Here is a 26479-nt window from a genome sequence, read left to right as displayed (position 1 = left end):
CCAGCGCGCTATCATCGTCCGCTTTTCCTGTTGCCCCAAGCTTGACCCGCCGCCATCGCCGGGTCAATGCTGGCGAGGATGGGAACCCAGCCTGATATCGCCGCGCTTTCGTTCGAAGAAGCGCTCAAGGGCCTCGAGGAGGTCGTGCGCCGGCTCGAAAGCGGCGAAGCGCCGCTCGACGAGTCGATCGATCTCTACGCCCGCGGCGATGCCCTGCGGGCGCATTGCCAGGCCCGGCTCGACGCGGCGCAGGCGCGGATCGAGGCGATCGTCGCCGACCGCGACGGCCGCCCGGTCGGCACCCGCCCGTTCGACGAAGCCGACGCATGAGCCTTGTCGCGGTGAGCGGATTGCTGGGCCCGGCGCTCGCCCAGATCGCCCGCGAGATCGACGCGAGCTTCGATGCGCTGTTGCCGCTCGCCGGGGACCAGCGCGACCGCCTGGTCGAAGCGATGCGATATGCCGCGATCGGCGGGGGCAAGCGGATGCGCCCGCTGCTGCTGGCGGCGACGGCCGGCCTGTTCGGCGCCGACCGCACCTCGGCGATCCGCGCCGGCACCGCGATCGAGGCGATCCACGTCTATTCGCTGATCCACGACGACCTGCCGTGCATGGACGACGACGCCATGCGCCATGGCAAGCCAACGGTGCACAAGGCGTTCGACGAGGCGACCGCGGTGCTCGCGGGCGATGCGCTGCACGCTTTCGCCTTCGAAGTGCTGTCTGACCCGGCGATGAGCGGCGATCCGTTCGTGCGCATCGAACTGGTCCGCACGCTGGCGACGGCGAGCGGGATGGACGGCATGGCTGGCGGGCAGATGATGGACATCGCCGCCGAGGAGGGTGGCTTCGACCTACAGACCGTGACACGGCTGCAGCAATTGAAGACCGGCGCGCTGCTCGGCGCGGCGGTGGAAATGGGCGCGATCCTCGGCCGCCTGCCGGTGGAGGGGCGCACCCCCTTGCGCGGCTATGCCCGCGACATCGGCCTTGCCTTCCAGATCGCCGACGACCTGCTCGATGCCGAAGGCGACGAACAGGCCGCCGGCAAGGCGCTGCGCAAGGACGCGGCGGCGGGCAAGGAGACGTTCCTTTCGCTGCTCGGCGCGGCGCGCGCGCGCGAACAGGCGCGGATGCTCGTCGACCAGGCGATCGCGCACTTGTCCCAATTCGGCCCCGAGGCCGACCTGCTGCGTGAAATCGCGCGGTTCATCATCGAAAGGGATCGTTGAATGGGAGAAAGGATCGGGGTCTATCCCGGCACGTTCGACCCGATCACCCTCGGCCACCTCGACATCATTCGTCGCGGGGCCAAGCTGGTCGACAAGCTGATCATCGGCGTCACCACCAATCCGTCGAAGAACCCGATGTTCACCCCCGACGAGCGCATGGCGATGGTCACGCGCGAGCTGGCCGAGCAGGGCATCGACAACGTCGAGGTGGTCGGCTTCAACGCGCTGCTGATGAAGTTCGCCCGCGCGCAAGGGGCGAGCGTGATCATCCGCGGCCTGCGCGCCGTCGCCGACTTCGAGTACGAATACCAGATGGCCGGCATGAACCAGCAGCTCGACGCCGAGATCGAGACGGTGTTCCTGATGGCCGACGTGTCGCTCCAGCCGATCGCGTCGAAGCTGGTCAAGGAAATCGCGCTGTTCGGCGGCGACATCGGCGACTTCGTGACGCCGGCGATCCGCGACGACGTGGTGGCGCGGGTCGAGAAGGTGGGCCGGCTCGGCGACTATTGACACATCCTTCGCGCGCCTTGCGCGCTGCAATCGTTCATTGCAGCGTCAGCGCGCGCGCTCTATCCGCACCGCGAACGGACCGCGCCGGACCCTTGCGCGTATTTCCGTGCTTCGAGGATCACATACGCATGACGCTTCGTACCGCCGGCTCCCTGGTTCTTGCCGCTGCCCTGTCCGCGCTCGCCGTGACCCCGGCGCTGGCGCAGAAGGAAAAGCCGGAAGTCCGCCCGATCGAGGTCGAGCGCGTGCAGTCCTCGCAGTCGTTCCCCTATGCGGTCGATCCCGACCAGAGCCACGATCCGCAGAACGTGCTGCTGCTCGACCTGTCGAACGGCGGCCGCGTCGCGATCCGGCTGATGCCGCAGTGGGCGCCGCACCATGTCGAGCGGATCAAGGAGCTGGTGGGGCAGGGCTTCTACAACGGCATCATCTTCCACCGCGTGATCGACGGCTTCATGGCCCAGACCGGCGACCCGACCGGCACCGGGCAGGGCGGATCGAAGCTGCCCGACCTCGCCGCCGAGTTCAACGATGCGCCGCACGTGCGCGGCACCGTGTCGATGGCGCGCACCGATGATCCGAACTCGGCCAACAGCCAGTTCTTCATCGTGTTCTACCCGCGCATGGGACTGGACCACAAGTACACCGCCTTTGGCCGGGTGATCGCCGGGATGGACACCGTGGACGCGATCCAGCGCGGCGAGCCGCCGGCGAACCCGACCCGCATCCTCCAGGCATCGCTCGCCTCGGACGACAAGCCGCAGGCGCTGCCCGCCGCGCCCGCCGCCGCGCCCGCGATCACCACGGACATGCTGCGCAACTCGAAGTCGAACTGACAGGCTCGAATTGCCGGCGCAATCGCGCTAGGGGCGCTGTCCCATGCGCGTTGACCTGTTCGACTTCGACCTTCCGCCCGAAAACATCGCCCTGCGCCCGGCCCGTCCGCGCGACTCGGCGCGCCTGCTGCGCGTCGGGCCGGAGGGGCCGTTCACCGACCACGTGGTCCGCGACCTGCCGGGTCTGCTGCGCGCCGGCGACGTGCTGGTGTTCAACGACACCCGGGTGATCCCCGCCCAGCTCGAAGGGCAGCGGGGCGAGGCGCGGGTGGGCGCGACGCTGCACAAGCGGGTCGACCTGCGCCGCTGGCAGGCCTTCGTGCGCAACGCCAAGCGTCTGCGCGAAGGCGACGAGATCGCGTTCGGCGCGGGCGTCACCGGCTTTGCCGAGGCGCGTCACGCCGACGGCAGCTGGACGCTGTTCTTCCCGGGCGACGAGCCGGTCGAAGTGCTGCTCGAACGCGCCGGGCGCATGCCGCTGCCGCCCTATATCGCCGGCAAGCGGCCGACCGACGAGCAGGACAAGGCCGACTACCAGACGATGTTCGCGGCCAAGGACGGCGCGGTCGCTGCGCCGACGGCCGCCTTGCACTTCACGCCCGGGTTGATGGCGGCGCTGGCGGCGGCGGGGATCAGGACCGAGACGCTGACGCTCCACGTGGGCGCGGGCACGTTCCTGCCGGTCAAGGCCGAGGACACCGACGATCACGCGATGCACGCCGAATGGGGCACGATCGATGCCGCGACCTGCGACCGGCTCAACGCCGCGCGCGCTGCGGGGCACCGGGTGATCGCGGTCGGCACCACCAGCCTGCGCCTGCTCGAAAGCGCTTGCGGAGTGGACAAGATCATCCGCCCGTTCGAGGGCGACACCGCGATCTTCATCACGCCGGGCTATGTCTTCCGCGCGATCGACGGGCTGATGACCAACTTCCACCTGCCCAAGTCGACGCTGATGATGCTGGTCAGCGCGCTGATGGGCCGCGACCGGATGATTGCCGCCTATGCCCATGCCATCGCGGCAGGGTACAGGTTCTACAGCTACGGGGATTCGAGCCTGCTGCTGCCCGAGGACTGAACGCCGCTCAGGCGGTGAACCAGCCCCAGACCAGGCGCCCGGTCAGCCCCAGGCTCACCACCACCAGCAGCGGGCGGATCACCTTGGCGCCGTGGCGGGTGGCGAAGTGGCTGCCGATCATGGCGCCGCACATCGCGCCCGCGCCCATGCAGAGCCCGAGCAGCCACATCGCCTGCCCGCCGATGGTGAACACGATCACGCTGGCGATGTTGCTGGTGACGTTGAGGTACTTGGTGAGCCCCGTCGCGCGCGTCAGGCCGAGGCCGCGCAAGGCGACCAGCGTCGTGGTGAAGAACTGTCCCGCGCCGGGACCGAAGAACCCGTCGTAGAAGGCAACGCCCGCGCCCACCGGCATGTAGCCCTTTTCGCCCAGCCGCGCATGGCGGTCGTCGTCGGTCATGCTCGGCGACAGCACCGTATAGAGTGCCACCGCGATCAGCAGCACCGGCACCACCAGCTTGAGCACGTCGGTGCTGAGCCGCTGGATCGCCAGCGAGCCGATCAGCGCGCCCGCGAACACCACCACAGCGGTCGGCGCGCTCGTGCGGAAGCTGAACAGCCCGGCGCGCCAGTAGCGCCAGGTGGCCATGCCGGTCCCGAACATCGACTGCACCTTGTTGGTGCCGAGCACGACATGCGGCGGCAGCGGGGTCGAGAGCAGCACCGGCATCATCACCAAGCCGCCGCCGCCCGCCACCGCGTCGATGAAGCCGGTCAGCACCGCGACCAGCGTCAGCGCGGGGTAGAACCACAGGTCGAGGTGCGCGGGCGCGAGCATTTGCGCGCCATGGCGATTGCGCCTAAGGGCCGCAATCTTCTTTTTCGCCAGTGATCCCGATGACGCGCTTTTCCTTCGATATCCACGCAACCGACGGCAAGGCGCGTACCGGCGTCATCCGCATGCAGCGCGGCGAAATCCGCACGCCGGCGTTCATGCCTGTCGGCACCGCCGCGACGGTCAAGGCGATGAAGGTGGAGGAGGTTCGCGCCAGTGGCGCCGACATCATCCTCGGCAATACCTACCACCTGATGCTGCGCCCCGGCGCGGAGCGCGTGGCGCGCCTTGGCGGCCTGCACAAGTTCATGGGCTGGGACCGCCCGATCCTCACCGACAGCGGCGGCTACCAGGTGATGAGCCTGTCCGATTTGCGCAAGATCACCGAGGAAGGCGTCACCTTCGCCAGCCATGTCGACGGCTCGCGCCATATGCTCAGCCCCGAGCGCTCGATGGAGATCCAGCGCCTGCTCGGCAGCGACATCGTCATGTGCTTCGACGAATGCCCCAGGATCGACCAGCCGCGCGACGTGATCGCGCGCTCGATGGAAATGTCGATGCGCTGGGCCCGCCGCAGTCGCGACGCCTTCGATGCGGGTGAGGAGCACGCGAGCCGCGCCGCGCTGTTCGGCATCCAGCAGGGCGCGCTCGACGAAAGCTTGCGCAAGGCGAGCGCCGATGCGCTGACCGACATCGGCTTCGACGGCTACGCGATCGGCGGCCTTGCGGTGGGCGAGGGCCAGCAGGCGATGTTCGAAACGCTCGAATTCGCGCCCGGCCAGCTGCCTGCGGACCGTCCCCGCTACCTGATGGGCGTGGGCAAGCCCGACGATCTCGTCGGCGCGGTCGAGCGCGGGGTCGACATGTTCGACTGCGTGCTGCCGACGCGCTCGGGCCGCAACGGACAGGCGTTCACGTGGAACGGCCCCCTCAACATGCGCAACGCCCGCCATGCCGAGGATACCGGCCCCGTCGACGAACGCTGCGCCTGCCCCACCTGCGCCAAGTACAGCCGCGCCTACCTCCATCACCTGCACAAGACCGGCGAAATGCTCGGCGCGATCCTGCTGACCGAACACAACATCTGGTTTTACCAGCAGTTGATGGCCGCGATGCGCGCCGCGATCGCGGAACAGCGGTTCGATGCGTTTGCGCGGGATTTTCGGCGGGATTATTTCGAGAAGCGATGAACTTGTCGCGGAAAGCACTCCGAGGGAATGGAAACTAGGGGCAAACTGTCTAGGCTCGCCGGCAACATTGTCCGGGGGCACGATGATTTCGTACAAGGCATTTCGCACCGCGCTTGCGTTTGTCGGCGTGACGACGGCCGGTGGGTTTGCCGGGGGAAGCGCGATGGCGCAGGGCACGGCGGTCGATCCGGCATCGCTGGCGGCGCGCTTCGGAGCGCTGGAATCGGTCAGACAACTCAGCCTTTCGCCCAGCGGCGACAAGATCGCCTACATTGCCCCGCGCCCCCAGGGCGGCGCCGTGATCATGGTGGTCGATCTGGCCGGCGATGGACAGCCTAAAGCCATCCTCGCGCAGCGTGCCGGGACCCAGAACTTGCGATGGTGTGCCTGGCCGACCGAGACCCGGCTCATCTGCTCCAACTACACGGTCGTCGGCACGGGTTCCGACAACGTCGCGATGTCACGGCTGATCGTGCTGAACGCCGATGGTTCCAATCCGCGCCAGCTCACGGCGGACGGAGGCAGCAACACCATCGGCGCCGTGCTCGGGGGCGGGGGCGACATCGTTGACTGGAACGTGCCGGGCAAGCCTGACAGCATCCTGCTGTCGCGGTACTATCTTCCCGAAGTCACGATCGGCAGCAACGCCAAGCGCGAAGTCAACGGGTTCGGGGTCGAGGAAGTCGATACCCGCACCTTGCTGCGCCACAACGTCGAACGTCCGGCCTTTGAAGCGGTCCAGTATCTCAGCGATGGCAGTGGCAACGTCCGCGTGATGGGGGTGCAGCCGCGTGATCCGGATGGAGAGCAGCGCGGCCATCTCAACTATTCGTACCGTGCGCCGGGCAGCCGCGAATGGCACTCCCTGTCGCGCGTGCGGCTGGACGATACCGGAATGGGCGAGGGCTTCGAACCGCTCGCCGTCGATGCGACGAAGAACGTCGTTTACGGTGTGGATTCGCTAAACGGTTTCAAGGCGCTCTATTCGATCTCGCTCGATGGGGAGGGCACGCGCACGCTGGTGCTGGCAAAGGACGGCGTCGATGTGGATGATGTCGTGCAGATCGGGCGCGACCGCCGCGTGGTCGGGGCAACCTATGCCGGTGAGCGCCGCGAATACGCCTTCTTCGATCCGGAGCTGAAGAGCTTGGGCGCCGGGTTGAGCAGGGCCTTGCCCGGCCAGCCGCTCGTCGGCTTCATTGGCGCCAGTGCCGATGCGAACAAGCTGCTGTTGCTTGCCTCCAGCGACGTCGATCCGGGCACCTTCTATCGCTTCGACAAGACGACCAAGGCGCTCGCGCCGCTGCTTCCCGTGCGCAACGAGCTTTCCGGGATCGCCATGGGGCAGATGCGCGCGATCACCTTCCCGGCCGCCGACGGGACGATGATTCCCGGTTACCTGACCCTTCCTCCGGGAAGCGAAGGACGCAACCTGCCGGCGATCGTGATGCCGCACGGCGGGCCGGCGTCGCGCGACGAATGGGGCTTCGACTGGCTGGTCCAGTATTTCGCTGTCCGTGGCTACGCGGTGCTCCAGCCCAACTATCGCGGGTCCGCCGGCCTGGGTTCGGAATGGTATCGTCAGAACGGTTTCCAGTCGTGGCGAACGGCTATCGGCGATGTCGACGATGCCGGTCGATGGCTGCTCAAGCAGGGCATCGCCGCGCCGGGCAAGCTCGCCATCGTGGGATGGTCCTATGGCGGTTATGCCGCCCTGCAGGGCGCGGCGCTCGATCCCGATCTTTACAAGGCGGCCGTGGCCGTGGCGCCGGTCACCGACCTTGCGCGGTTGAAGAACGATGTCGGCCAGCTTGGACGTGACTTCATCGGCAGCGGGCCGCACATCAGTGAAGGCTCGCCGGCACAGAATGCCGAACGCATCAAGATCCCGGTGCTGCTGTTCCACGGGGACCACGACGCGAACGTCGACATCGCGCAGTCGAGGGTGATGCGCGACAAGCTGAAGGCGGCGGGCAAGGACGTGACACTGGTGGAATTCCCGGGGCTCGACCACCAACTGTTCGACGCCAGCGCACGGACCAGGGTGTTGGCCGACAGCGACGCCTTCATCCGCAAGGCGCTGGGGCTCTAGGATCGCCTGCTCAGCAGCGGTGATGCGATCAGGACACCGACCCGGCGTAGCGGGCGCCGGGTCATTCTGGCGGCTGCCTCGAGGCGACCTTCAGCTATCGGGTGCGGGATCGATTTCTTGCACAGGTCCGGCGCGAGACAGCGCACAAAGGATCGCGCAGCAGCGTGTGCTTCAAGCCGCGATGACCTGCGTCTCCACCGGCTCCAGGACCCGCGTTTCCAGACGCGTGCCCGGGTACTGGTAGAACTCGCCCGTTCGCTGCTCGAGGAAGCCGGCGCCGATGGCGTAGGCTTGTTCCTGCGCGGTGCGGAGATCGGGATACCATTTGCCGGTACGGTGAGCGGTCAGGAAACGATATTGCGTGGTCATGCCCGATCAATCGCGGGCAGGGTCGGCGGTTCCGCCTCCTGTCGCGGAATCGATGCGGTACGAAGATGCAGCAAACTCTTGCTTAAAAACGGAAAAAGGCGGGACTTGCGTCCCGCCTTCTTGCCGCGTTCCAGTGCTGGAGCGGACCCGATCAGCGCGAGTAGAACTCGACGACCAGGTTCGGTTCCATCTTCACCGGATAGGGCACTTCGTCGAGCGTCGGCACGCGGACGAAGGTCACCTTGTCGCCGCCGTCCTGCGCGACGTAGTCGGGCACTTCGCGCTCGGGCAGGGTCAGCGCTTCGGCGATCAGGGCCATTTCCTTGGCCTTCTTGCCGAGGCTGATCACGTCGCCGGGGCGGACGCGACGCGAGGCGATGTTGCACTTCACGCCGTTGACGAAGATGTGGCCGTGCGAAACGATCTGGCGGGCCGAGAAGATCGTCGGGGCGAACTTGGCGCGGTAGACGACCATGTCGAGGCGCTGTTCGAGCAGGCCGATCAGGTTCTGGCCGGTGTCACCCTTCATGCTCGCCGCTTCCTGGTAGGTGCGCTTGAACTGCTTTTCGGTGACGTCGCCGTAGTAGCCCTTGAGCTTCTGCTTGGCGCGCAGCTGGATGCCGAAGTCCGAAACCTTGCTCTTGCGGCGCTGGCCGTGCTGGCCCGGGCCGTACGAGCGGCGGTTCACCGACGACTTGGGACGACCCCAGATGTTTTCGCCAAGGCGGCGGTCGATCTTGTGCTTCGAAGCATGACGCTTGGACATGCGCGTTCCTTTCCAATCTGCTTGCCCGCGGCAGGATTGCCACGGACGGGTTCGCTTCCGGAGCGCACCATCCGGCCTGTTGCCGGATGCGGCCGCCGCTTCACCGGAAATGCGGGGCCAATAGGACGTTGTCGGCGAAAGAGGCTTCCGCCGGGTCCAAGTGAAGCGCGGCCCTTACAGGCTTGGCCGCGCGAGTCAAGCGCAAGCGTCGCCTTCGTCCTTCGGCCCCGGCCGGCGGCGCAGGATCGACAGCACGCCGCGGAAGGTGCGCACTTCCAGATGGTTCCAGCCGGCCTTGGTGAGCAGCGTGCGCAAGGTGCGGCGGGTGACCGCGGCACGGATCTCGGGCTCGAAATAGCCGCGCGGCTCGAGCATGTCGCACAGCTGTTCGAACATGCCCTCGAACTCCTCCTGCGGGGCAGGGGGCAGGATGTCCTCGACCGTCGGCTGCACCAGGTCGAGGTGCTTGGAATATTCATAGGCGCACAGGATCACCGCCTGCGCGAGGTTGAGCGAGCCGAATTCGGGGTTGATCGGCGCGGTGACGATGGCGCGGGCGAGGGCGACGTCGTCGGTCTCGAGGCCCGAGCGTTCGGGGCCGAACACCAGCGCGCTGCGGCCGGGGGCGACGACGATGTCCTTCGCCGCCTGTTCGGGCGTGAGCACCGGCTTGGTCACGCCGCGCTTGCGCACGGTGGTGGCATAGACGTGCGAGCAATCGGCCACCGCTTCGGCCAGCGTGTCGAAGACCTGCGCCTTTTCCAGCACCACGTCCGCGCCCGAGGCGGCGGGGCCGGCCGAGGGGTTGGGCCAGCCATCGCGCGGGGCGACGAGGCGCAGCTCGTCCAGCCCGAAGTTGAGCATGGCGCGCGCGGCCTTGCCGATGTTCTCGCCCAGCTGCGGGCGCACCAGCACGATCACCGGCTTTCGGGTTGCAGCGTCGGACGTCATTGGCCGCGACGGCTCATTTCGGCGACGCTGCTGGCGAATTCCTCGAAATCGCGCGCTTGCGCAAAATCGCGATAGACGCTGGCGAAGCGGATGTAGGCGACGCTGTCGAGCTGGCGCAGGCCTTCCATCACCATCTCGCCGATCTCGCGCGAGCTGACCTCGTTTTCGCCCAGCGTCTCGATCTGGCGCTGGATGCCCGAGACGAGCTGGTCGAGCCGTTCCTGCGCGACCGGGCGCTTGCGGCTGGCGAGCGCGACCGACTGTTCGATCTTGGCGCGGTCGAACGGTTCGCGGCGGTCGTTGCTCTTGACCACGGTGACTTCGCGCAGTTGCACGCGTTCGAACGTGGTGAAGCGCGCGCCGCAGCCTTCGCACTGACGGCGCCGGCGGATCGAGGTGTTGTCCTCGCTCGGCCGGCTGTCCTTCACCTGGCTGTTGTCATGGGCGCAAAACGGGCAACGCATCCGTCAGGGGTCAGTTCTTGATCCGCTGCCAGAACGCGATCCCAGCGCCGATCAGCAGGCCGGCCGGAAGCGAAACGACCGGCAGCAACGCGCCCGCCACCGCGCCGATGCCGGCGCCGACCAGGACCGGCTTGGTCGAGGGATGGTCCATGCCCTGCCGGGCCATGCCGGAAATTTCGGCCTTGGCGCGGGTGGCGAGATCGTCGTTGCTGCTCATCGGGTCAAAGCTCCGGGTAGATCGGGAAGCGGGCGCACAGCGCCTCGACCTGATCGCGCACGCGCTGCTCGACCTGGCCGTCGCCATCATCGCCGTTGCGGGCGAGCCCGTCCACGACTTCGGCAATCAGCTTGCCGATGGTGCGGAACTCATCCTCGCGGAAACCGCGGGTGGTGCCGGCCGGCGTGCCGAGGCGGATGCCCGAAGTGACGAAGGGCGAGCGCTTGTCGAACGGCACGCCGTTCTTGTTGCAGGTGAGCCACGCGCGATCGAGGCCCTTTTCCGCCGCCTTGCCGGTGACGTCCTTGGCGGTGAGGTCGACCAGCATCAGGTGGTTGTCGGTGCCGCCCGAGACGATGCCGAGGCCTGCCTCCTTGAGGCTTTCAGCGAGCGCCTTGGCGTTGCTGACGATCTGGTGGGCGTAGGCCTTGAACTCGGGACGCAGCGCCTCGCCGAAAGCCACCGCCTTGGCGGCGATGACGTGGACCAGCGGACCGCCCTGGAGGCCGGGGAAGACCGCGGTGTTGAACTTCTTGGCGAGGTCCTCGTCGTTGGTGAGGATCACGCCGGAACGGGGGCCGCGCAAGGACTTGTGCGTGGTGGTGGTGACGACGTGGGCGTGCGGGAACGGCGAGGGGTGCGCGCCGCCGGCGACAAGCCCCGAGATGTGCGACATGTCGACCAGCAGCCAGGCGCCGATCTCGTCGGCGATGGCGCGGAAGGCGGCCCAGTCCCAGGTGCGCGAATAGGCGGTGCCGCCGGCGATGATCAGCTTGGGCTTGTGCTCGCGGGCGAGGCGAGCGACCTCGTCCATGTCGATCAGGTGGTCGTCCGGGCGCACGCCGTAGGGAATGACGTTGAACCACTTGCCGCTCATGTTCACGGGGCTGCCGTGGGTGAGGTGGCCGCCCGAATTGAGGTCAAGCCCCATGAAGCTGTCGCCGGGCTGGAGCAGGGCGAGGAACACCGCCTGGTTCATCTGGCTGCCCGAGTTGGGCTGGACGTTGGCGAAGTTGCATCCGAACAGCGTCTTGGCGCGCTCGATGGCGAGGTTCTCGACCACGTCGGCATATTCGCAGCCGCCGTAGTAGCGCTTGCCGGGATAGCCTTCGGCGTACTTGTTGGTGAACACCGAGCCGGTCGCCTCGATCACCGCGAGCGAGGTGATGTTCTCGGACGCGATCAGTTCGATCTTGTTCTGCTGGCGCTTGAGCTCGCCCTGGATCGCGGCGAAGACTTCGGCGTCGGCCGAGGCGAGGTGCTCGGTGAAGAAGCCGGGCTTGCGGATGTCGGGGGCGAGAGAGGCCATCGCTTCGGTCTCCTGGGTCAGAACGAGGGGTTGGTGAGCTTGTCGACGCGGCCGGTGTGGCGGCCGCCGCCGAAATCGGTCGAAAGGAAGGCGTCGAGGCAGGCCTTGGCCATGTCCTCGCCGGTCAGGCGCGCGCCCATGGCGAGGACGTTGGCGTCGTTGTGTTCGCGCGCCAGCGCGGCCGAAAGCGGCTCGGAGACGAGCGCGCAGCGGCAGGCCGGGTTGCGGTTGACCGCGATCGAGATGCCGATGCCCGAGCCGCACAGCGCGACGCCATAGTCGGCGATGCCTTCGGCGACGACCGAGGCGAGCTTGTAGCCGTAGTCGGGGTAGTCGACGCGGTCCGCCGTTTCGGGGCCGAGGTCGGCGACTTCGTGGCCGAGGCCGATCAGGTACTCGCAGCAAACGGCCTTGAGGTCGACGGCGGCGTGGTCGGAGGCAATGGCGATGCGCATGGCGTGCGGGGTGGCCCTGGCTGCGATGATGAAGGAATCGCGGCCTCCCTTAGGCGCGCTTGGGGCCGAGCGCCACCCGAAAAGGGCGCGCGCGGTCGCGCTGCACCGGAGGGAATTGCTGACCGCAAGCGGTGGCGCCGGGGCCAAGTTGACACAGTTGACACGGTCCTGAGCAAAAACTTCGGGGCCGCCGCAGGGGTAGCGTTCGACCGGCGCGAGCACCCGGTCGCCTGGCCCCACGGCCGATGCAAGATGCTGATGGTCAACGATTTGAAGGAGCGATGCGGCGGTCTTATAGCGGCTCGGCCCGCTGTAGGACAGGCCTGCAGAGGGACCGCGTCAACCTTGCATATGCAATCGCTGGGTGGCGCGCGCCAGCGCACGAGAAAAGGCCCCGACGATCCGTCGAGGCCTTTTCCCGAGGATCCCGGATGGACGCCTCGCTGGTGCTTTCCATTCGCTCTGCAAGATCAACGGGACACGCAATTTGGCGTTCCGCAGCCCGCCGCTGTCAGCGCTCGGCTGGCGGATTTTCCTTGAGCGCGCCGCGCAGATAAGCGTTGATGCGCGATTGCCACCCGGGACCGGTGGCGCGGAAGTGCGCCAGCACATCGGGATCGAGACGGAGCGAGACCGCCTGCTTGACGTCGGCCTTGACAGACCCTGCCGGGCGGCCGCGCATTTTCGGGAAGGCGGCGCGGATGTGCGCGGGAATGTCGTCACCCCTCAAAGCACGGGCGAAGTCGTCCTCGGTCCATTCGGGATTGTCGTCGTCGAAGACTACGGGCTGTCCTCGGCCGGTCGCTTCAATTGACATGGCGTCGAAATTCCTTGGCATGCGCCCGCCGCAGGCTGATGACGCGAACCTTCAAGTTCCGGTCAGTACCGGCGAGGCAATAAAACTCCCCGTCGATCAGTCCGTAGAGCCGGAAGCGAGGCTCTCCGAAACGGTCGTCGGGCACAAAGGCGAGGAGTTCGAAGTCGGCCGCGCGGGCGAGCGAAATGCCGTGCTTGGCGATGTTAGCCGCATCCTTGTCCGGATCGAACTCGATCTCCATCGCATTTCAATGTATATACATTTTAATGCGACGTCAAGTGTATGCAAGCGCGACCGCCTGCTCGACCAATGCAAGAAAAAGCCCCGCCGAAGCAGGGCTTTCTCTTACTGATCGAGGAACGAGCGCATCTTTCGCGACCGGCTCGGGTGCTTCAGCTTGCGCAGCGCCTTCGCTTCGATCTGGCGGATGCGTTCGCGGGTGACCGAGAACTGCTGGCCGACTTCCTCGAGCGTGTGGTCGGTGTTCATGCCGATGCCGAAGCGCATGCGCAGCACGCGTTCCTCGCGCGGGGTGAGGCTGGCAAGGACGCGAGTGACCGTTTCCTTGAGGTTCGCCTGGATCGCCGCGTCGACCGGGATGATCGCGTTCTTGTCCTCGATGAAATCGCCGAGGTGCGAATCTTCCTCGTCGCCGATCGGCGTTTCGAGGCTGATCGGCTCCTTGGCGATCTTCATCACCTTGCGCACCTTTTCGAGCGGCATCGACAGGCGCTCGGCCATTTCCTCGGGCGTGGGCTCGCGCCCCTGCTCGTGGAGGAACTGGCGGCTGGTGCGAACCAGCTTGTTGATCGTCTCGATCATGTGGACCGGGATGCGGATCGTGCGCGCCTGGTCGGCGATCGAGCGGGTGATCGCCTGGCGGATCCACCAGGTGGCATAGGTCGAGAATTTGTAGCCGCGGCGGTACTCGAACTTGTCGACCGCCTTCATCAGGCCGATGTTGCCTTCCTGGATCAGGTCGAGGAACTGCAGCCCGCGGTTGGTGTACTTCTTGGCGATCGAGATCACGAGCCGCAGGTTCGCCTCGACCATTTCCTTCTTGGCGATGCGCGCCTCGCGCTCGCCCTTCTGGACCATGTTGACGATGCGGCGGAACTCGCCCAGCGACATGCCGGTGGCGCTGGCGATGTCGGCGATCTCGGCGCGGATGCGCTCGACCGCGCCCGCTTCGTTGGCGGCGAAGGCGGCCCACTTCTTGTCGCGGGTGGCGTGCTGCTGCAGCCAGCCTTCGTCGAGTTCATGGCCGACGTAAAGGTCGAGGAAGTCCTTGCGCGAGACCTTGTGGCGCTCGGCAAGGCGCAGCATCTGGCCGCCCAGCGTGGTCAGGCGACGGTTGAAGGCATAGAGGTTGTCGACCAGATATTCGATCTTGGTGGCGTGGAACTGCACGCTCTCGACCTGCGCGGTAAGGTCCTCGCGCAGCTTGTGGTACTGCGCCTCCTTAGCCGGCGGGAAGGCGTTGCCGAGGCCCAGCGCGTCGAGGCGCTCGGCCTGGAGCTTCTCGAAGGCGCGGAACAGGCCGGTGATCTCGGCGAACTTCTCGAGCGCGGCGGGCTTGAGCTGCGCTTCCATCTGGGCGAGGCTGAGGGTGTTGTCCTCTTCCTCTTCCTCGGCCGGGCGGGCGCGGCGCTCGCGCAGTTCATCGTCCTCGTCGTCGGAGGTCTCTTCCTCCTCCTCGATGTCCTCTTCTTCCTTGAAGGTCGGACCGGCGGTCGCCTCGCTGATCTCGCCGTCGGCTTCCTCGCCGTCTTCCGACAGGTTCTCGGGCTGCGGCTCCTTCGACAGCATCGCGTCGAGATCGAGGATCTCGCGCAGCTGCATTTCGCCGGCGTTGAGCGCCTCGGACCACTGGATGATCGCGTGGAAGGTGATCGGGCTTTCGCACAGGCCCATGATCATGGTGTCGCGGCCCGCCTCGATGCGCTTGGCGATGGCGATTTCGCCCTCGCGGCTGAGCAGCTCGACCGCGCCCATCTCGCGCAGGTACATGCGCACCGGATCATCGGTGCGCTCGACGGTTTCCTTGCGCTTGACGATGTCGGGACGGTCCTCGACCGCATCGCTCTCCTCGATCTCGTCGTCCTGGCCCTTGTCGTCGGGATCGACCGCGTCCTCGTCGCTCTCGACGATGTTGACGCCCATCTCCGAGATCGCGGCCATGATGTCCTCGATCTGCTCGGACGACATCTGGTCCTGCGGCAGAGCCTCGTTCAGCTCGTCGTAGGTGATGATGCCGCGGCGCTTGGCGCGCGCGATGAGCTTCTTGATCGAAGCATCGTTGAGGTCGATCAGCGGGGCATCGCCGCTATCGGTCTTTTCGTTCGAAGCCATTGAAACCCGGTACCACCTGTCATCCGCCGGCCTGCGAGGAGCCGGACCCAGTGCATCGTATAATTATACCGAAAGCCGAGCACGGCCCATCTGCCCCAAACGGGCAAGCAACGCCAGCCTTCGTTGCAGCAAACGCTGCTGTTCGGCAAAACTTTCGTCGGAAAACTCCGCCTCGTGCCGCCGGTTCGCCTCGACCAGCGCCGTTTCGACGGCCGGCAGCTCGACCAGCAGGGCGATCGCCTCGGCGAGTTCGTCGCGCGCCGAATCGCTTGCCGCGTTCAAGAAGCCGAATCGCATCCCGGCGTAGTCCGCCGCTTGCGGGACCGTGAGCCCTCGCGCTGCCAATATGGTGGGAAGCGTGCCGCTTTCAAGCGGCTGCCCCGAGTCGGCGAGCAGAAGCAGCGCATCGAGCAGCGCGGCTTGCGCGGCCTGCTGGGGATGGAGCCGGGCCAGCGCCTCGCTCTGTTGCCCGATCAGCGAAGGGTGGGCGACCAGTCCTGCCAGCACCGCGGCCATCAGCGCATCGTTGGTGCCGACGTTGCGCAGCCGCGCGGCGGCTTGTGGGTCGAGCGGGGGCGGGGCGGGTTTCCACGGCTGGCCCCTGGGGCGTTGGCCCTGGGCCTGGCGCGGTTGGAACGGCGCGCGCTCGGGCCGCGCATAGGCAAGATCGCCGAAGCGCCGGGTCAGCTCGCTGCGATAGAGCGCCTTGATATCGGGATGGGCGATCGTGTCGCAGTGGGCGAGCAGGCGCGCCTTGAGGCCGGCCTTGTCCTCGGGCGTGGTGAGCGGGGCGGCGTCGCGTTCCGCTTCCCACAGCACGTCGACGAGGCTGCGCGCTTCGCCCAGCAGGGCCTCCATCGCGGGCGCGCCCTGTTGCTTGATCACGTCATCGGGGTCGAGGCCCTTGGGCAGGGTAACGATGCGCAAGGAATGCCCGGGCTGGAGCATCGGCAGCGCGCGCACGATTGCGCGCATCGCCGCGCGCTGGCCGGCGGCGTCGCCATCGAAGCACAGCGTCGGGCATTCGGTCACCCGCCACAAGCGTTCGAGCTGGTGTTCGGTGAGCGCGGTGCCGAGCGGGGCGACCGCCTCGGCAATGCCGGCGGCGGCGAGGGCGACGACGTCCATGTAGCCTTCGACCACGACGATCCGGCCCGACTGGCGGGCGGCAGGGCCTGCCCGGTGCAGGTTGTAGACGGTGCGGCCCTTGTCGAACAGCGGCGTATCGGGCGAGTTGAGGTACTTGGGCGCATCGGTCTTCTCGGCCGCGAGGATGCGCCCGCCGAACGCGATCACGCGGCCGCGCGCGTCGAGGATCGGCAGCATCAACCGGTCGCGGAAGCGGTCGTAGGGGTCTTTCCCCTCGACCACGATCCTGAGGCCGGCCTCGATCAGCATCTCTTCGGGAAAGGCGGAGAGCGCGGCCTTGAGTCCCTGCCGATCGTTGGGCGCGTAGCCGAAGCCGAATTCGCGGACGATGCCTTCGGGAAACCCGCGCGAGGCGAGGTAGGCGCGCGCCGCCGCGCCGCCCGGTCCTTTCAGCGATTCGACGAAGTAGCCTTGCGCCGCGGCCATGACGTCGTGGAGCGACTTGTGCTGCTCGGCCCGCTTCGCCGCGCGGTGATCGGGGGCGGGGACGTCCATGCCCGCCTGCGCCGCCAGCTCCTTGACCGCGTCCATGAACGGCAGCCCCTGGTGGTCGGTCATCCAGCGGATCACGTCGCCATGCGCGCCGCAGCCGAAGCAGTGGTAGAAGCCCTTCTCGTCGTTGATGGTGAAGCTGGGCGTCTTCTCGTTGTGAAACGGGCAGCACGCCTTGAACTCGCGCCCCGCCTTCTGCACGCGCACCGAGCGCCCGATCACGCCCGACAGCGAGATCCGGGCGCGCAGTTCGTCCAGCCATTGGGGGGAGAGGCTCATCGCGCCGATCGTCCGGTCAGGCGCGCATCAGTTCGGGCAGGTGCTCGACCGCGATCTCGTCCTCGCGCTGGCGGGCCTGCGCGATGTCCCAGGCCGACTGCATCCGCAGCAGCGTATCGGCCTCGAGCCCGAACACCTTCTCGAAGCGGATCGCCATTTCCGCCGAGAGCCCGGCATTGCCGTTGAGCAGGTTGCTGAGCGCAGGGCGCGAGACATGCAGCACTTCGGCCGCGCGCTTGACCGTGAGGCCGTGCGGGTCGAGCACCTGACGGCGCAGCCAGCCGCCGGGATGGACCGCGAGCGAGGAATGAAGCCTGATCGCCATCAGTGGTAATCCTCCAGGTCGAGATCGCCGATCGCATGGTCGCCGATCCGGGTGAACGTCAGCCGCCAGTTGCGCGCCACGGTCATCGCCCAGCACCCGGCACGGTCGCCGGTGAGCGGATGAAGGCCGAAATTGGGCGGCAGGGCCAGTTCTTCGAACGAACCCGCCGCATCGATATAGGCCAGCATGTCGCGCAGCCGGTCCGGCTCGATCAGCCCCTTCGCCCTGCCTTCGATGGCGAAGCGACGGAGCGCCTTGTGCCGGATCGACGCGATTTCCATCGCCGGGGGATCGCAGGTGAGTGGCGCTGCGTCAAGTGTAGCGTTACACGCTACGCCTCACCCCGCCAGCGCCGCCTTCACCAGCCCGCTGGCCTTGCCCATGTCGAGCTGGCTGCCGTGCTTGGCCTTCAGCGCCGCCACGACGCGCCCCATGTCCTTCATCCCCGCAGCGCCCGTCTCCGCGATGATCGCGGCGATGGCGGCCTTGGTGTCTTCCTCGGAGAGCTGCTGCGGCAGGAATTCCTCGATCACGGCGAGTTCGCCCTTCTCGACCTCGGCGAGTTCCTGGCGGCCGCCCTGTTCGTAGAGCGCGATCGATTCGCGGCGCTGCTTGGCCATCTTCTGCAGCACGTCGACCACCAGCGTGTCGTCGTCGGGGACGCTGGCGGCGGTGCGCAGTTCGATGTCCTTGTCCTTGAGCTTGGCGAGGATCAGGCGGACGGCGGCGAGGCGGGGCTTGTCGCCGGCCTTCATCGCCGAAACCTGCGCGGCCTTGATGGTGTCGCGGATCATGCGGTTTTCCTGTGGATGTGGGGGCGCTGCGAAGCGCAAGCGGTCCATCTAGGGGAAACTTTCTGGCTTCGCTAGGTTGACGCTGCGCGCCCGCAGGTCTAGCGGACGAGCCTTAGCGACATCGCCAGACCCCTTGCCAACGGAGCGCCCCCAATCATGGCCGACCCCGCACTTTCGCACGCGCCCAAACCTGACGGCGCGACGGGAGTCCTTGTTCTTGGCGATGGCTCGGTGGCGTGGGGACGCGGCTTCGGCGCCGTCGGTTCGTCGGTGGGCGAGGTGTGCTTCAACACGGCGATGACCGGCTACCAGGAAGTGATGACCGATCCTTCCTATGCCGCGCAGATCGTGACCTTCACCTTCCCGCACATCGGCAACGTCGGCGTCAATTCCGAGGACATCGAGAGCGCGGGCGTTCCCGGCGCGATCGGCTGCGTGGTGCGCGAGGACGTGACCGACCCCGCCAACTTCCGCGCCACCGGCACGTTCCAGCGCTGGCTGGAAGTGCAGGGCAAGATCGGCCTTGCCGGGATCGACACCCGCGCGCTGACCCGCCGCATCCGCATGTCGGGCGCGCCCAACGCGGTGATCGCGCACGATCCCGCCGGCAATTTCGACATCGCGGCGCTGGCCGAGCGCGCGCGTTCGTGGCCGGGCCTCGAAGGCATGGACCTTGCCATCAAGGTCACCCGCGAGGCGCGCGAGCAGTGGGACGGTTCGATCTGGAAGCTGGGCGAGGGGTATACCAAGCCCGAAGGCACCGGTCGCCCGCATGTCGTCGCCATCGACTATGGCGCGAAGGACAACATCTTCCGCAACCTGGTGAAGGCCGGGGCCGACGTCACCGTCGTGCCCGCCGAGACCAGCGTGGACAAGATCCTCGAGCTGAAGCCCGCTGGCGTGTTCCTGTCGAACGGCCCGGGCGATCCGGCGGCGACCGGCGCCTATGCCGTGCCGGTGATCCAGAAGCTGCTCGAAATGGACATGCCGATCTTCGGCATCTGCCTTGGCCACCAGATGCTGGCGCTCGCCGCCGGCGCCCGCACCACCAAGATGCACCAGGGCCACCGCGGCGCGAACCACCCGGTCAAGCGGATCGAGGATGGTGTGGTCGAGATCACCTCGATGAACCACGGCTTCGCGGTGGACAACGCGCCCGGCGCGCTGGGCGACAACGTGGTCGAAACGCACGTGTCGCTGTTCGACGGTTCGAACTGCGGCATCGCGGTGAAGGGCAAGCGCGCGTTCGGGGTGCAGTACCACCCCGAGGCGAGCCCGGGGCCGCAGGACAGCTTCTACCTGTTCGAGAAGTTTGTGGGGACGCTGGGGTGATAACTTTTCCGGTTTCTTATTCCAACTCGCGACTGCTTGAGAAAGCGGTTCGTTGGTCGTTGAGAAATCGGCATCATATCCCTTCGCTGTCCGACCTAGCACCCCGCTGTTCGCTGAATGAACTGACGCAGTTGGGGCGTGAGTGGCAGGCGTCCGGCCTGGGAACAATGATTGAGGTTTCGGAAGCGGGGCGGCGTTCAGTACATTTTTCGCTCAACGATACTGCAGTCCTTTTCGTGGATCAGCTGAATCGGACCTCCATTAAGGGGCGATTGAAGTCAGTGTCTCGCGCTGATTGGATCGCTTTTTCCGCTTTGATTGTTTCAATAATCGCACTTTTTAAGTCGGGATCTTAAATGCCCAAACGCACTGACATCTCCTCGATCCTGATCATCGGCGCCGGGCCGATCATCATCGGCCAGGCTTGCGAGTTCGATTATTCGGGCACGCAGGCGGTGAAGGCGCTCAAGGAAGAGGGCTATCGCATCATCCTGGTGAACTCGAACCCTGCGACGATCATGACCGACCCGGACATGGCGCACGCGACTTATGTCGAGCCGATCACCCCCGAAGTCGTCGCCAAGATCATCGAGAAGGAGCGGCCCGACGCGCTGCTGCCGACGATGGGCGGGCAGACCGCGCTCAACACCGCGCTGGCGCTGTTCAACGACGGCACGCTCGACAAGTTCGGGGTGCAGATGATCGGGGCGAATGCCGATGCCATCGACAAGGCCGAGGACCGCCAGCGCTTCCGCGAGGCGATGGACAAGATCGGGCTGGAATCGGCGCGTTCGGGCGTGGCCCACACCATCGAGGAAGCGCTCGCCGTGCTGGAACGCACGGGGCTGCCTTCGATCATCCGCCCCAGCTTCACCATGGGTGGCACGGGCGGCGGCATCGCCTACAACAAGGAAGAATTCGTCCAGATCGTGAAGGGCGGGCTCGAAGCCAGCCCCACGACCGAAGTCCTGATCGAGGAATCGCTCCTCGGCTGGAAGGAATACGAGATGGAAGTCGTGCGCGATCGCAACGACAACGCCATCATCATCTGCTCGATCGAGAACGTCGATCCGATGGGCGTCCACACGGGCGATTCCATCACCGTCGCGCCCGCGCTGACGCTGACCGACAAGGAATACCAGATCATGCGCAACGCCAGCATCGCGGTGCTGCGCGAGATCGGCGTGGAGACCGGCGGATCGAACGTGCAGTTCGCGGTCAATCCCGCCGACGGGCGCCTGATCGTGATCGAGATGAACCCGCGCGTGTCGCGCTCCTCGGCGCTGGCGTCGAAGGCCACCGGATTTCCCATCGCCAAGGTCGCGGCCAAGCTCGCCGTGGGCTACACGCTCGATGAAATCACCAACGACATCACCGGCGCGACGCCGGCGGCATTCGAGCCGACGATCGACTACGTTGTCACCAAGATTCCGCGCTTCGCCTTCGAGAAGTTCAAGGGCGCCGAGCCGCTGCTGGGCACGGCGATGAAGTCGGTCGGCGAAGTCATGGCGATCGGCCGCAACTTCAAGGAATCGCTGCAGAAGGCGCTGCGTGGCCTTGAAACCGGGCTCGACGGCTTCAACCGCGTGGTCGAGCTGGAAGGCGCGAGCCGCGACGAGATCAAGGCGGCGCTGAGCCGGGCGACGCCCGACCGCCTGCTGATCGTGGGCCAGGCCTTCCGCGAGGGCTTCAGCGTGGAGGATGTCCACGCGATCACCAAGTACGAGCCGTGGTTCCTGCGCCACATCGCCGAGATCATCGCCGAGGAAGCGAACGTCCAGGCGAACGGCCTGCCGGTCGATGCGGCGGGCATGCGCCGGTTGAAGGCCATGGGCTTTTCCGACAAGCGGCTGGCGACGCTCGCGGTGCGCTCGGTGGGCGTTGCCGGCGGCCTCGGCGAGACGCAGGCCAAGCGCTCGGGCCTGCTCCACGACGTGATCAGCGCGATGGCCGGCGCGACCAGCGAAGCCGAAGTGCGCGCGCTGCGCCACAAGCTGGGCGTGCGCCCGGTGTTCAAGCGCATCGACAGCTGCGCCGCCGAGTTCGAGGCGGTGACGCCGTATATGTACTCGACCTACGAAGGCGCGCTGTTCGGCGAGCCCGAGAACGAGGCGGCGCCCTCGAACCGCAAGAAGATCGTGATCCTGGGCGGCGGCCCCAATCGCATCGGCCAGGGCATCGAGTTCGACTACTGCTGCTGCCATGCCTGCTTCGCGCTCGAGGATGCAGGGTTCGAGACCATCATGGTCAACTGCAACCCCGAGACGGTTTCGACCGACTACGACACTTCGGACCGGCTCTATTTCGAGCCGCTGACCGCCGAGGACGTGCTCGAGATCCTCGAGATCGAGAAGTCGAACGGCGAGCTGGTCGGCGTGATCGTGCAGTTTGGCGGGCAGACTCCGCTGAAGCTCGCGCAGGCGCTGCAGGATGCGGGTATCCCGATCCTTGGCACCAGCCCGGATTCGATCGACCTTGCCGAAGACCGCGAACGCTTTGCCGCGCTGGTCGAGAAGCTGGGCCTGCTCCAGCCCGCCAACGGCATCGCCCGCAGCCGGGAAGAGGCGATCGCGGTCGCCAGCCGGATCGGTTACCCGGTGCTGATGCGCCCGAGCTACGTGCTCGGCGGGCGGGCGATGGAAATCGTCGACAGCCAGGCGCAGCTCGAGGACTATATCCAGACCGCCGTGAAGGTGTCGGGCGACAGCCCGGTGCTGATCGACCAGTACCTACGCGACGCGATCGAGTGCGATGTCGACGCGCTGGCCGATGGCGACCAGGTCACCGTCGCGGGCGTCATGCAGCACATCGAGGAAGCGGGCATCCATTCGGGCGACAGCGCCTGCACGCTGCCGCCCTACAGCCTGCCCGCCGAGATCATCGCCGAGATGGAGCGCCAGGCGGTACTGCTTGCAAACGGGTTGTCGGTGCGCGGGCTGATGAACATCCAGTTCGCGGTGAAGGACGGCAAGGTCTATCTGATCGAAGTGAATCCGCGCGCCAGCCGCACCGTGCCGTTCGTCGCCAAGGCGGTGGGCCAGCCGATCGCCAAGTTCGCGGCGCGCGTCATGGCGGGTGAAAAGCTCGCCGATCTTCCCGCGATCAAGCGCGACATCGACTACATGGCGGTCAAGGAAGCGGTGTTCCCGTTCGCGCGCTTCCCCGGCGTCGATCCGGTGCTGTCGCCGGAAATGAAATCGACCGGCGAAGTCATGGGCATCGACGGCAATTTCGCGGTGGCCTTCGCCAAGGCGCAGCTGGGCGCGGGGCTGCGGCTGCCGACGCAGGGCACGCTGTTCGTGTCGGTCAAGGACAGCGACAAGCCGGTGGTGCTGCCGGCGGTGCAGAAGCTCGCCGGCCTCGGCTTCAGGATCGTCGCGACCGGCGGCACTGCGGGTTTCCTCGCCGGAAACGGCGTGGCGGTCGAGCGGGTCAACAAGGTCGCCGAAGGGCGCCCGCACATCGTCGACCGGATCATCGACGGCGAGATCACGCTGATCTTCAACACCACCGAGGGGTGGCAGAGCCACAAGGACTCGCAATCGATCCGCGGATCGGCGCTGACGGGCAAGATCTCCTACTTCACCACAGCGGCGGCGTCGGTCGCGGCGGCCGAGGCGATCGAGGCGCTGAAAAGTGCCGATCTTGCGGTCCGTTCCCTGCAGGATTATTATCGCTGAGCTTCCACGGGTCCCCCCGACAACTCCGGATGTGAAGTTCCGGACCGCATCGTGCGGTCCGGCGGGGAACGGTTTGCTCCGGCCTGCGTAGCGTCATGAACGTTCGCGTCGGTTAAGGGTTTGATAAGAAAAGGAATACGGATGGCCAGTATCGAAAAGCTGCCGATGCTCCAGGAAGGCTACGAGAAGCTGACCGCCGAGCTGAAGGCGCTGCGCGACGAGCGCCCGAAGATCGTCGACGCCATCGAGGAAGCGCGCGCGCACGGCGATCTTTCGGAAAATGCCGAGTATCACGCGGCGAAGGAGCGCCAGGGCCAGGTCGAGGCTTCGATCGCCGATCTCGAGGACAAGATCAGCCGCGCGCAGATCATCGATCCGACGACGCTGTCGGGCGACCGGATCGTGTTCGGCGCGACCGTGACGCTGCTCGACGACGACGACAAGCCGGTGCGCTACCAGATCGTGGGACAGGCCGAAGCCGACGCCAAGGCGGGCAAGATCAGCTACAACTCGCCGCTCGGGCGCGCGCTGATCGGCCGCAAGGTCGAGGACGAGGTCGAAGTGACCGTGCCGTCGGGCGACAAGTTCTACGTGGTCGAGAAGATCGAGTTCATTTGAACCGCAAGGCGCGCGCCCCGCGCGCGAAACGACCAGCGAAAAGGCCCCGGAAGCGATCCTTCCGGGGCCTTTTTCGTGGCGGCGCCTCAGGCTTCGCCGAGCTTGGGCTCGAGCAGGCGGTGGAGGTGGACGATCACGTAGCGCATCTCGGCATCGTCGACCGTGCGCTGCGCCGCGCTGCGCCAGGCGTCCTCGGCGCTGGCGTAGTCGGCATAGACGCCGACCATGTCGATGGCCTTGAGATCGACGAATTCGAGGCCTTGCGGGTCCTTGACCCGGCCGCCCATTACCAGATGCAGCTTCTGCATGTTGCGCATGTTCCTTGAGGGGAGGAAGATTCGCCTGCGCCACTGGCAAAAGGAATGGGCGGTTGCAAGTGCGACCAAAGCCGCACGCCCTATTAAGGTTTTACGCGGTCCTTCAGCTCGCCTGCGCGCTTGAGCGCCGCTTCGCCGGCTTCGCGCAGGACGTTGACGGCGATGTCGGCGAAGTCGCTCGCCCGCTTCTTCGCCTCGCTCGCGCCGTCACCCAGCTTTTCGCCCACGGTGCCGCCGATATCCTCGAGCTTGTGTACGCCGTCGCGGCCCTTTTCGGCGGCCTTCGCGGCATAGGCGAGGGCGATCTCTGCGCCGAGCGCGGCAAGCGCCGACGCGCTCTTGCCCGCCTTCTTGACCGGCTCGGCCGCGCTCTTCGAGCCGCGCGGCAACATGCGCGCGACGATCGCGCCGACGAGAATGCCGCCGGCAAGCGCGGCGACGGGGTGTTCCTCGATCAGGCCCTTTACGGTCTCGACGCCGGAACGTGCGGCATCGCGCGCCTTTGCGGCATCGAGACGGTCGCGCAGGCGGGACGCGGTTTCTTCGGTCATGGAAGGCTCCTCGAATGGAAGGCTTGGGGCTTTTGGGCCGAGCCGGGCGGTGCGCCGGCGTCAGCGCCGGTCGATATAATCGGTGACGGCTTCGGCGATGTCCTGCGCGACGTCGGTGATCGGGCGGCGGAAGAACCAGCCGAGCAGCGCGGCGAAGGTGAGGCCGATGACGGTCTTGTTCTCGGCGGCGACGTCGCGGGCGGTGTCGATCATGTCGACGACCTCGCCGGTCGCCTTGTCCTTGATCCGCTGGCCGATCGGCCGCGCCGCGAGACCGCTGCGCAGCGCCTCGACGTCGCTGCGCACCTGGCTCCAGGCGCGGGTGCGAAGTTCGAGCAGGTCCTTGTACTCGCTCGCGGTGGTCATGGCGTGCTCCCGTCCTTGCCGAGCACCACCGCCCGCGCGGCGCGATAGCGGCCGATCGCGCCGAACAGGCACAAGCCGGTTCCGGCGAGCAGCGCGAGCGCGACGATGGCGAGCGCACCCCACGGCCCGACCAGCGGCGCCAGCGCGAGCAGCAGCCCGACGACCAACGCGACGAGGAAGAAGAAGGCAAGGAACAGCGCCGCGACGAGCAGCAGCGCGATTCCCTTGGCGCGCGAGGCGACGAAGCCTGCGCGCGCCTTCTGGAACGCGAGTTCGGCTTCGAACAGCGTCTGCCCGTCCTCGAGCAGCGCGCGGATGCCGTCACCGAGCGCGAAGTCGCCGGCAGAGGCCTGCGCGCTGCCTTCGCCGCCGGGCATGGCCTGGGTTTCGGTCATGCGCGCAGCACTCCCGCCTGCGGGCATCAGGCGTCGGACTTGTCGGAACCGCCGATCAGGCGCGCCAGGGCATAACCCGCGACAGCGGCGATGCCCACCGCAATGGCCGGGCTCTTGCGCACCGCTTCCTTGAGGTCCTCGCCCAGTTCGGCGAAATCCTTGGCCTCGAGGCTGGCGGCGGTTTCCTGGATCGAACGCGCGGCGCTGCGGGCATAGTCGCCGTACTGCACGCCGAGCTTTTCGTCGATCGTGCCGGCGCTGCCGGAGATCGTCTGGCCGAGCGCGGCGAGCGCGTCGCTCGCGCGGGTCTTGCCGACCTTGGCGAGTTCGATGCCCTTGTCGCGGGCCTGGCTGGCATAGGCGCCGGCCTGTTCCTGCCAGTCGGCGGCGGTGCTGGCGGCCTTGTCCCGGGCGTCGCTCGCCCGCGCGCTCGCTTCGTCCTTGAGCGCGGCGGCGCCGGCCTTGGCTTCCTCGATCGCCTTGCCGAAGCGGGTCTTGGCGTCGGCCAGCCCCGCGGTGCCGGCTGCGTCCGCGTTGGTCACTTCGTCCGCGGCGATGTTCGCGCCCTCGACCGACAGGACGGGAGCGGCGCTGTCGGTGGTGCCGGTGGAGGTGGTGTCTGCCATGGGGTCGGTTCCTCTGAATCGTGGGGCCAGTCCCGCAAGGGGATGACGGATCGAAGGCCGTCGAAGCCATTATTGCCCGCAAATGTTGCACCTGCGCAATAGCGGGCGTTCGAAGCGTTCAACGCGGGTTGCTAGCACG

General features: G+C 66.9%; 30 protein-coding genes. 10 read left to right on the top strand and 20 right to left on the bottom strand.

Features of this window, described 5'->3' with window-relative positions:
- Positions 1–78 precede the first annotated feature (78 nt).
- From K3A85_RS14355 to queA, 5 genes are all read left to right on the top strand, one after another.
- On the top strand, positions 79–330 hold the full coding sequence (locus K3A85_RS14355; RefSeq protein WP_225207195.1) for an exodeoxyribonuclease VII small subunit: 252 nt from the start codon (positions 79–81) through the stop codon (positions 328–330).
- Positions 327–1232 carry a polyprenyl synthetase family protein gene (locus K3A85_RS14350; RefSeq protein WP_225207194.1) on the top strand — a complete coding sequence of 302 codons (906 nt, stop codon included), beginning with the start codon at positions 327–329 and terminating at the stop codon, positions 1230–1232. The genes K3A85_RS14355 and K3A85_RS14350 overlap by 4 nt, the downstream gene beginning before the upstream one ends.
- Positions 1233–1745, top strand: coding sequence for a pantetheine-phosphate adenylyltransferase (coaD, locus tag K3A85_RS14345; protein ID WP_225207193.1), 513 nt, complete (start codon positions 1233–1235; stop codon positions 1743–1745).
- A 128-nt stretch (positions 1746–1873) separates the two neighbouring features.
- Positions 1874–2581: a peptidylprolyl isomerase gene (locus K3A85_RS14340; protein WP_225207192.1), complete on the top strand. Its 708-nt coding sequence runs from the start codon at positions 1874–1876 to the stop codon at positions 2579–2581.
- Between the two features lie 43 nt (positions 2582–2624).
- A complete protein-coding gene (gene queA / locus K3A85_RS14335) occupies positions 2625–3659 on the top strand; it encodes a tRNA preQ1(34) S-adenosylmethionine ribosyltransferase-isomerase QueA (RefSeq protein ID WP_225207191.1) in 1035 nt (344 codons plus the stop codon).
- Between the two features lie 7 nt (positions 3660–3666).
- On the opposite strand, the gene K3A85_RS14330 is transcribed toward queA, so the two are convergent.
- Positions 3667–4437, bottom strand: a complete 771-nt coding sequence (locus tag K3A85_RS14330) for a TSUP family transporter (RefSeq protein ID WP_225207190.1) — start codon at positions 4435–4437, stop codon at positions 3667–3669.
- A 59-nt stretch (positions 4438–4496) separates the two neighbouring features.
- Here K3A85_RS14330 and tgt point away from each other — a divergent pair, with 59 nt between their 5' ends.
- Positions 4497–5624, top strand: coding sequence for a tRNA guanosine(34) transglycosylase Tgt (gene tgt / locus K3A85_RS14325; RefSeq protein ID WP_225207189.1), 1128 nt, complete (start codon positions 4497–4499; stop codon positions 5622–5624).
- Positions 5578–7716, top strand: a complete 2139-nt coding sequence (locus K3A85_RS14320) for a S9 family peptidase (protein WP_225207188.1) — start codon at positions 5578–5580, stop codon at positions 7714–7716. The genes tgt and K3A85_RS14320 overlap by 47 nt, the downstream gene beginning before the upstream one ends.
- A 171-nt stretch (positions 7717–7887) precedes the next feature.
- On the opposite strand, the gene K3A85_RS14315 is transcribed toward K3A85_RS14320, so the two are convergent.
- The 14 genes from K3A85_RS14315 to K3A85_RS14250 form a co-directional block, all read right to left on the bottom strand.
- Positions 7888–8085: a hypothetical protein gene (locus tag K3A85_RS14315; RefSeq protein WP_225207187.1), complete on the bottom strand. Its 198-nt coding sequence runs from the start codon at positions 8083–8085 to the stop codon at positions 7888–7890.
- A gap of 151 nt (positions 8086–8236) precedes the next feature.
- Positions 8237–8851 carry a 30S ribosomal protein S4 gene (rpsD, locus tag K3A85_RS14310; protein WP_225207186.1) on the bottom strand — a complete coding sequence of 205 codons (615 nt, stop codon included), beginning with the start codon at positions 8849–8851 and terminating at the stop codon, positions 8237–8239.
- Positions 8852–9046: 195 nt separating this feature from the next.
- On the bottom strand, positions 9047–9802 hold the full coding sequence (locus tag K3A85_RS14305; RefSeq protein ID WP_225207185.1) for an RNA methyltransferase: 756 nt from the start codon (positions 9800–9802) through the stop codon (positions 9047–9049).
- On the bottom strand, positions 9799–10266 hold the full coding sequence (gene nrdR / locus K3A85_RS14300; protein ID WP_225207184.1) for a transcriptional regulator NrdR: 468 nt from the start codon (positions 10264–10266) through the stop codon (positions 9799–9801). The genes K3A85_RS14305 and nrdR overlap by 4 nt, the downstream gene beginning before the upstream one ends.
- Positions 10267–10276: 10 nt before the next feature.
- Entirely contained in the window at positions 10277–10483 is a 207-nt protein-coding gene (locus tag K3A85_RS14295; protein ID WP_225207183.1) for a hypothetical protein, read from the bottom strand.
- A gap of 4 nt (positions 10484–10487) precedes the next feature.
- Positions 10488–11792 (bottom strand): serine hydroxymethyltransferase, encoded by a 1305-nt coding sequence (glyA, locus tag K3A85_RS14290; RefSeq protein ID WP_225207182.1) that lies wholly within the window; start codon positions 11790–11792, stop codon positions 10488–10490.
- A gap of 17 nt (positions 11793–11809) precedes the next feature.
- Positions 11810–12247, bottom strand: coding sequence for a ribose 5-phosphate isomerase B (rpiB, locus tag K3A85_RS14285; protein ID WP_225207181.1), 438 nt, complete (start codon positions 12245–12247; stop codon positions 11810–11812).
- Between the two features lie 511 nt (positions 12248–12758).
- A complete protein-coding gene (locus K3A85_RS14280) occupies positions 12759–13064 on the bottom strand; it encodes a BrnA antitoxin family protein (protein WP_225207180.1) in 306 nt (101 codons plus the stop codon).
- Positions 13054–13305 (bottom strand): BrnT family toxin, encoded by a 252-nt coding sequence (locus tag K3A85_RS14275; protein WP_225207179.1) that lies wholly within the window; start codon positions 13303–13305, stop codon positions 13054–13056. The genes K3A85_RS14280 and K3A85_RS14275 overlap by 11 nt, the downstream gene beginning before the upstream one ends.
- Positions 13306–13409: 104 nt before the next feature.
- Positions 13410–15416 carry an RNA polymerase sigma factor RpoD gene (gene rpoD, locus K3A85_RS14270; protein ID WP_225207178.1) on the bottom strand — a complete coding sequence of 669 codons (2007 nt, stop codon included), beginning with the start codon at positions 15414–15416 and terminating at the stop codon, positions 13410–13412.
- Positions 15417–15479: 63 nt separating this feature from the next.
- Positions 15480–17336, bottom strand: a complete 1857-nt coding sequence (dnaG, locus tag K3A85_RS14265) for a DNA primase (protein WP_225207177.1) — start codon at positions 17334–17336, stop codon at positions 15480–15482.
- Positions 17337–17352: 16 nt separating this feature from the next.
- A complete protein-coding gene (locus tag K3A85_RS14260; RefSeq protein WP_225207176.1) occupies positions 17353–17661 on the bottom strand; it encodes a HigA family addiction module antitoxin in 309 nt (102 codons plus the stop codon).
- A complete protein-coding gene (locus K3A85_RS14255) occupies positions 17661–17942 on the bottom strand; it encodes a type II toxin-antitoxin system RelE/ParE family toxin (protein WP_225207175.1) in 282 nt (93 codons plus the stop codon). The genes K3A85_RS14260 and K3A85_RS14255 overlap by 1 nt, the downstream gene beginning before the upstream one ends.
- Before the next feature lie 57 nt (positions 17943–17999).
- Positions 18000–18455: a GatB/YqeY domain-containing protein gene (locus K3A85_RS14250; RefSeq protein WP_225207174.1), complete on the bottom strand. Its 456-nt coding sequence runs from the start codon at positions 18453–18455 to the stop codon at positions 18000–18002.
- 156 nt (positions 18456–18611) lie between these two features.
- On the opposite strand from K3A85_RS14250, the gene carA reads away from it, so the two are divergent.
- From carA to greA, 3 genes are all read left to right on the top strand, one after another.
- The gene (gene carA, locus K3A85_RS14245; protein ID WP_225207173.1) at positions 18612–19787 is read left to right on the top strand and encodes a glutamine-hydrolyzing carbamoyl-phosphate synthase small subunit; all 1176 of its coding nucleotides are present in this window, start codon (positions 18612–18614) and stop codon (positions 19785–19787) included.
- 356 nt (positions 19788–20143) lie between these two features.
- Entirely contained in the window at positions 20144–23467 is a 3324-nt protein-coding gene (gene carB / locus K3A85_RS14240; RefSeq protein WP_225207172.1) for a carbamoyl-phosphate synthase large subunit, read from the top strand.
- A 141-nt stretch (positions 23468–23608) separates the two neighbouring features.
- The gene (greA, locus tag K3A85_RS14235; RefSeq protein ID WP_225207171.1) at positions 23609–24085 is read left to right on the top strand and encodes a transcription elongation factor GreA; all 477 of its coding nucleotides are present in this window, start codon (positions 23609–23611) and stop codon (positions 24083–24085) included.
- Positions 24086–24171: 86 nt separating this feature from the next.
- Here the strand turns inward: greA and K3A85_RS14230 are convergent, their stop codons facing one another.
- From K3A85_RS14230 to K3A85_RS14210, 5 genes are all read right to left on the bottom strand, one after another.
- Entirely contained in the window at positions 24172–24393 is a 222-nt protein-coding gene (locus tag K3A85_RS14230; RefSeq protein ID WP_225207170.1) for a DUF4170 domain-containing protein, read from the bottom strand.
- Between the two features lie 92 nt (positions 24394–24485).
- Positions 24486–24953 (bottom strand): hypothetical protein, encoded by a 468-nt coding sequence (locus K3A85_RS14225; RefSeq protein WP_225207169.1) that lies wholly within the window; start codon positions 24951–24953, stop codon positions 24486–24488.
- A 60-nt stretch (positions 24954–25013) separates the two neighbouring features.
- On the bottom strand, positions 25014–25319 hold the full coding sequence (locus K3A85_RS14220) for a hypothetical protein (protein ID WP_225207168.1): 306 nt from the start codon (positions 25317–25319) through the stop codon (positions 25014–25016).
- Entirely contained in the window at positions 25316–25714 is a 399-nt protein-coding gene (locus tag K3A85_RS14215; RefSeq protein ID WP_225207167.1) for a phage holin family protein, read from the bottom strand. Before K3A85_RS14215 ends, K3A85_RS14220 begins: the two co-directional genes overlap by 4 nt.
- A gap of 26 nt (positions 25715–25740) precedes the next feature.
- A complete protein-coding gene (locus K3A85_RS14210; protein ID WP_225207166.1) occupies positions 25741–26340 on the bottom strand; it encodes a hypothetical protein in 600 nt (199 codons plus the stop codon).
- Positions 26341–26479: the final 139 nt, after the last annotated feature.

It is taken from the genome of Novosphingobium huizhouense (genome assembly GCF_020179475.1).
Taxonomy (GTDB): Bacteria; Pseudomonadota; Alphaproteobacteria; order Sphingomonadales; family Sphingomonadaceae; genus Novosphingobium; species Novosphingobium huizhouense.
This window is presented reverse-complemented; position numbering and strand designations above follow the sequence as displayed.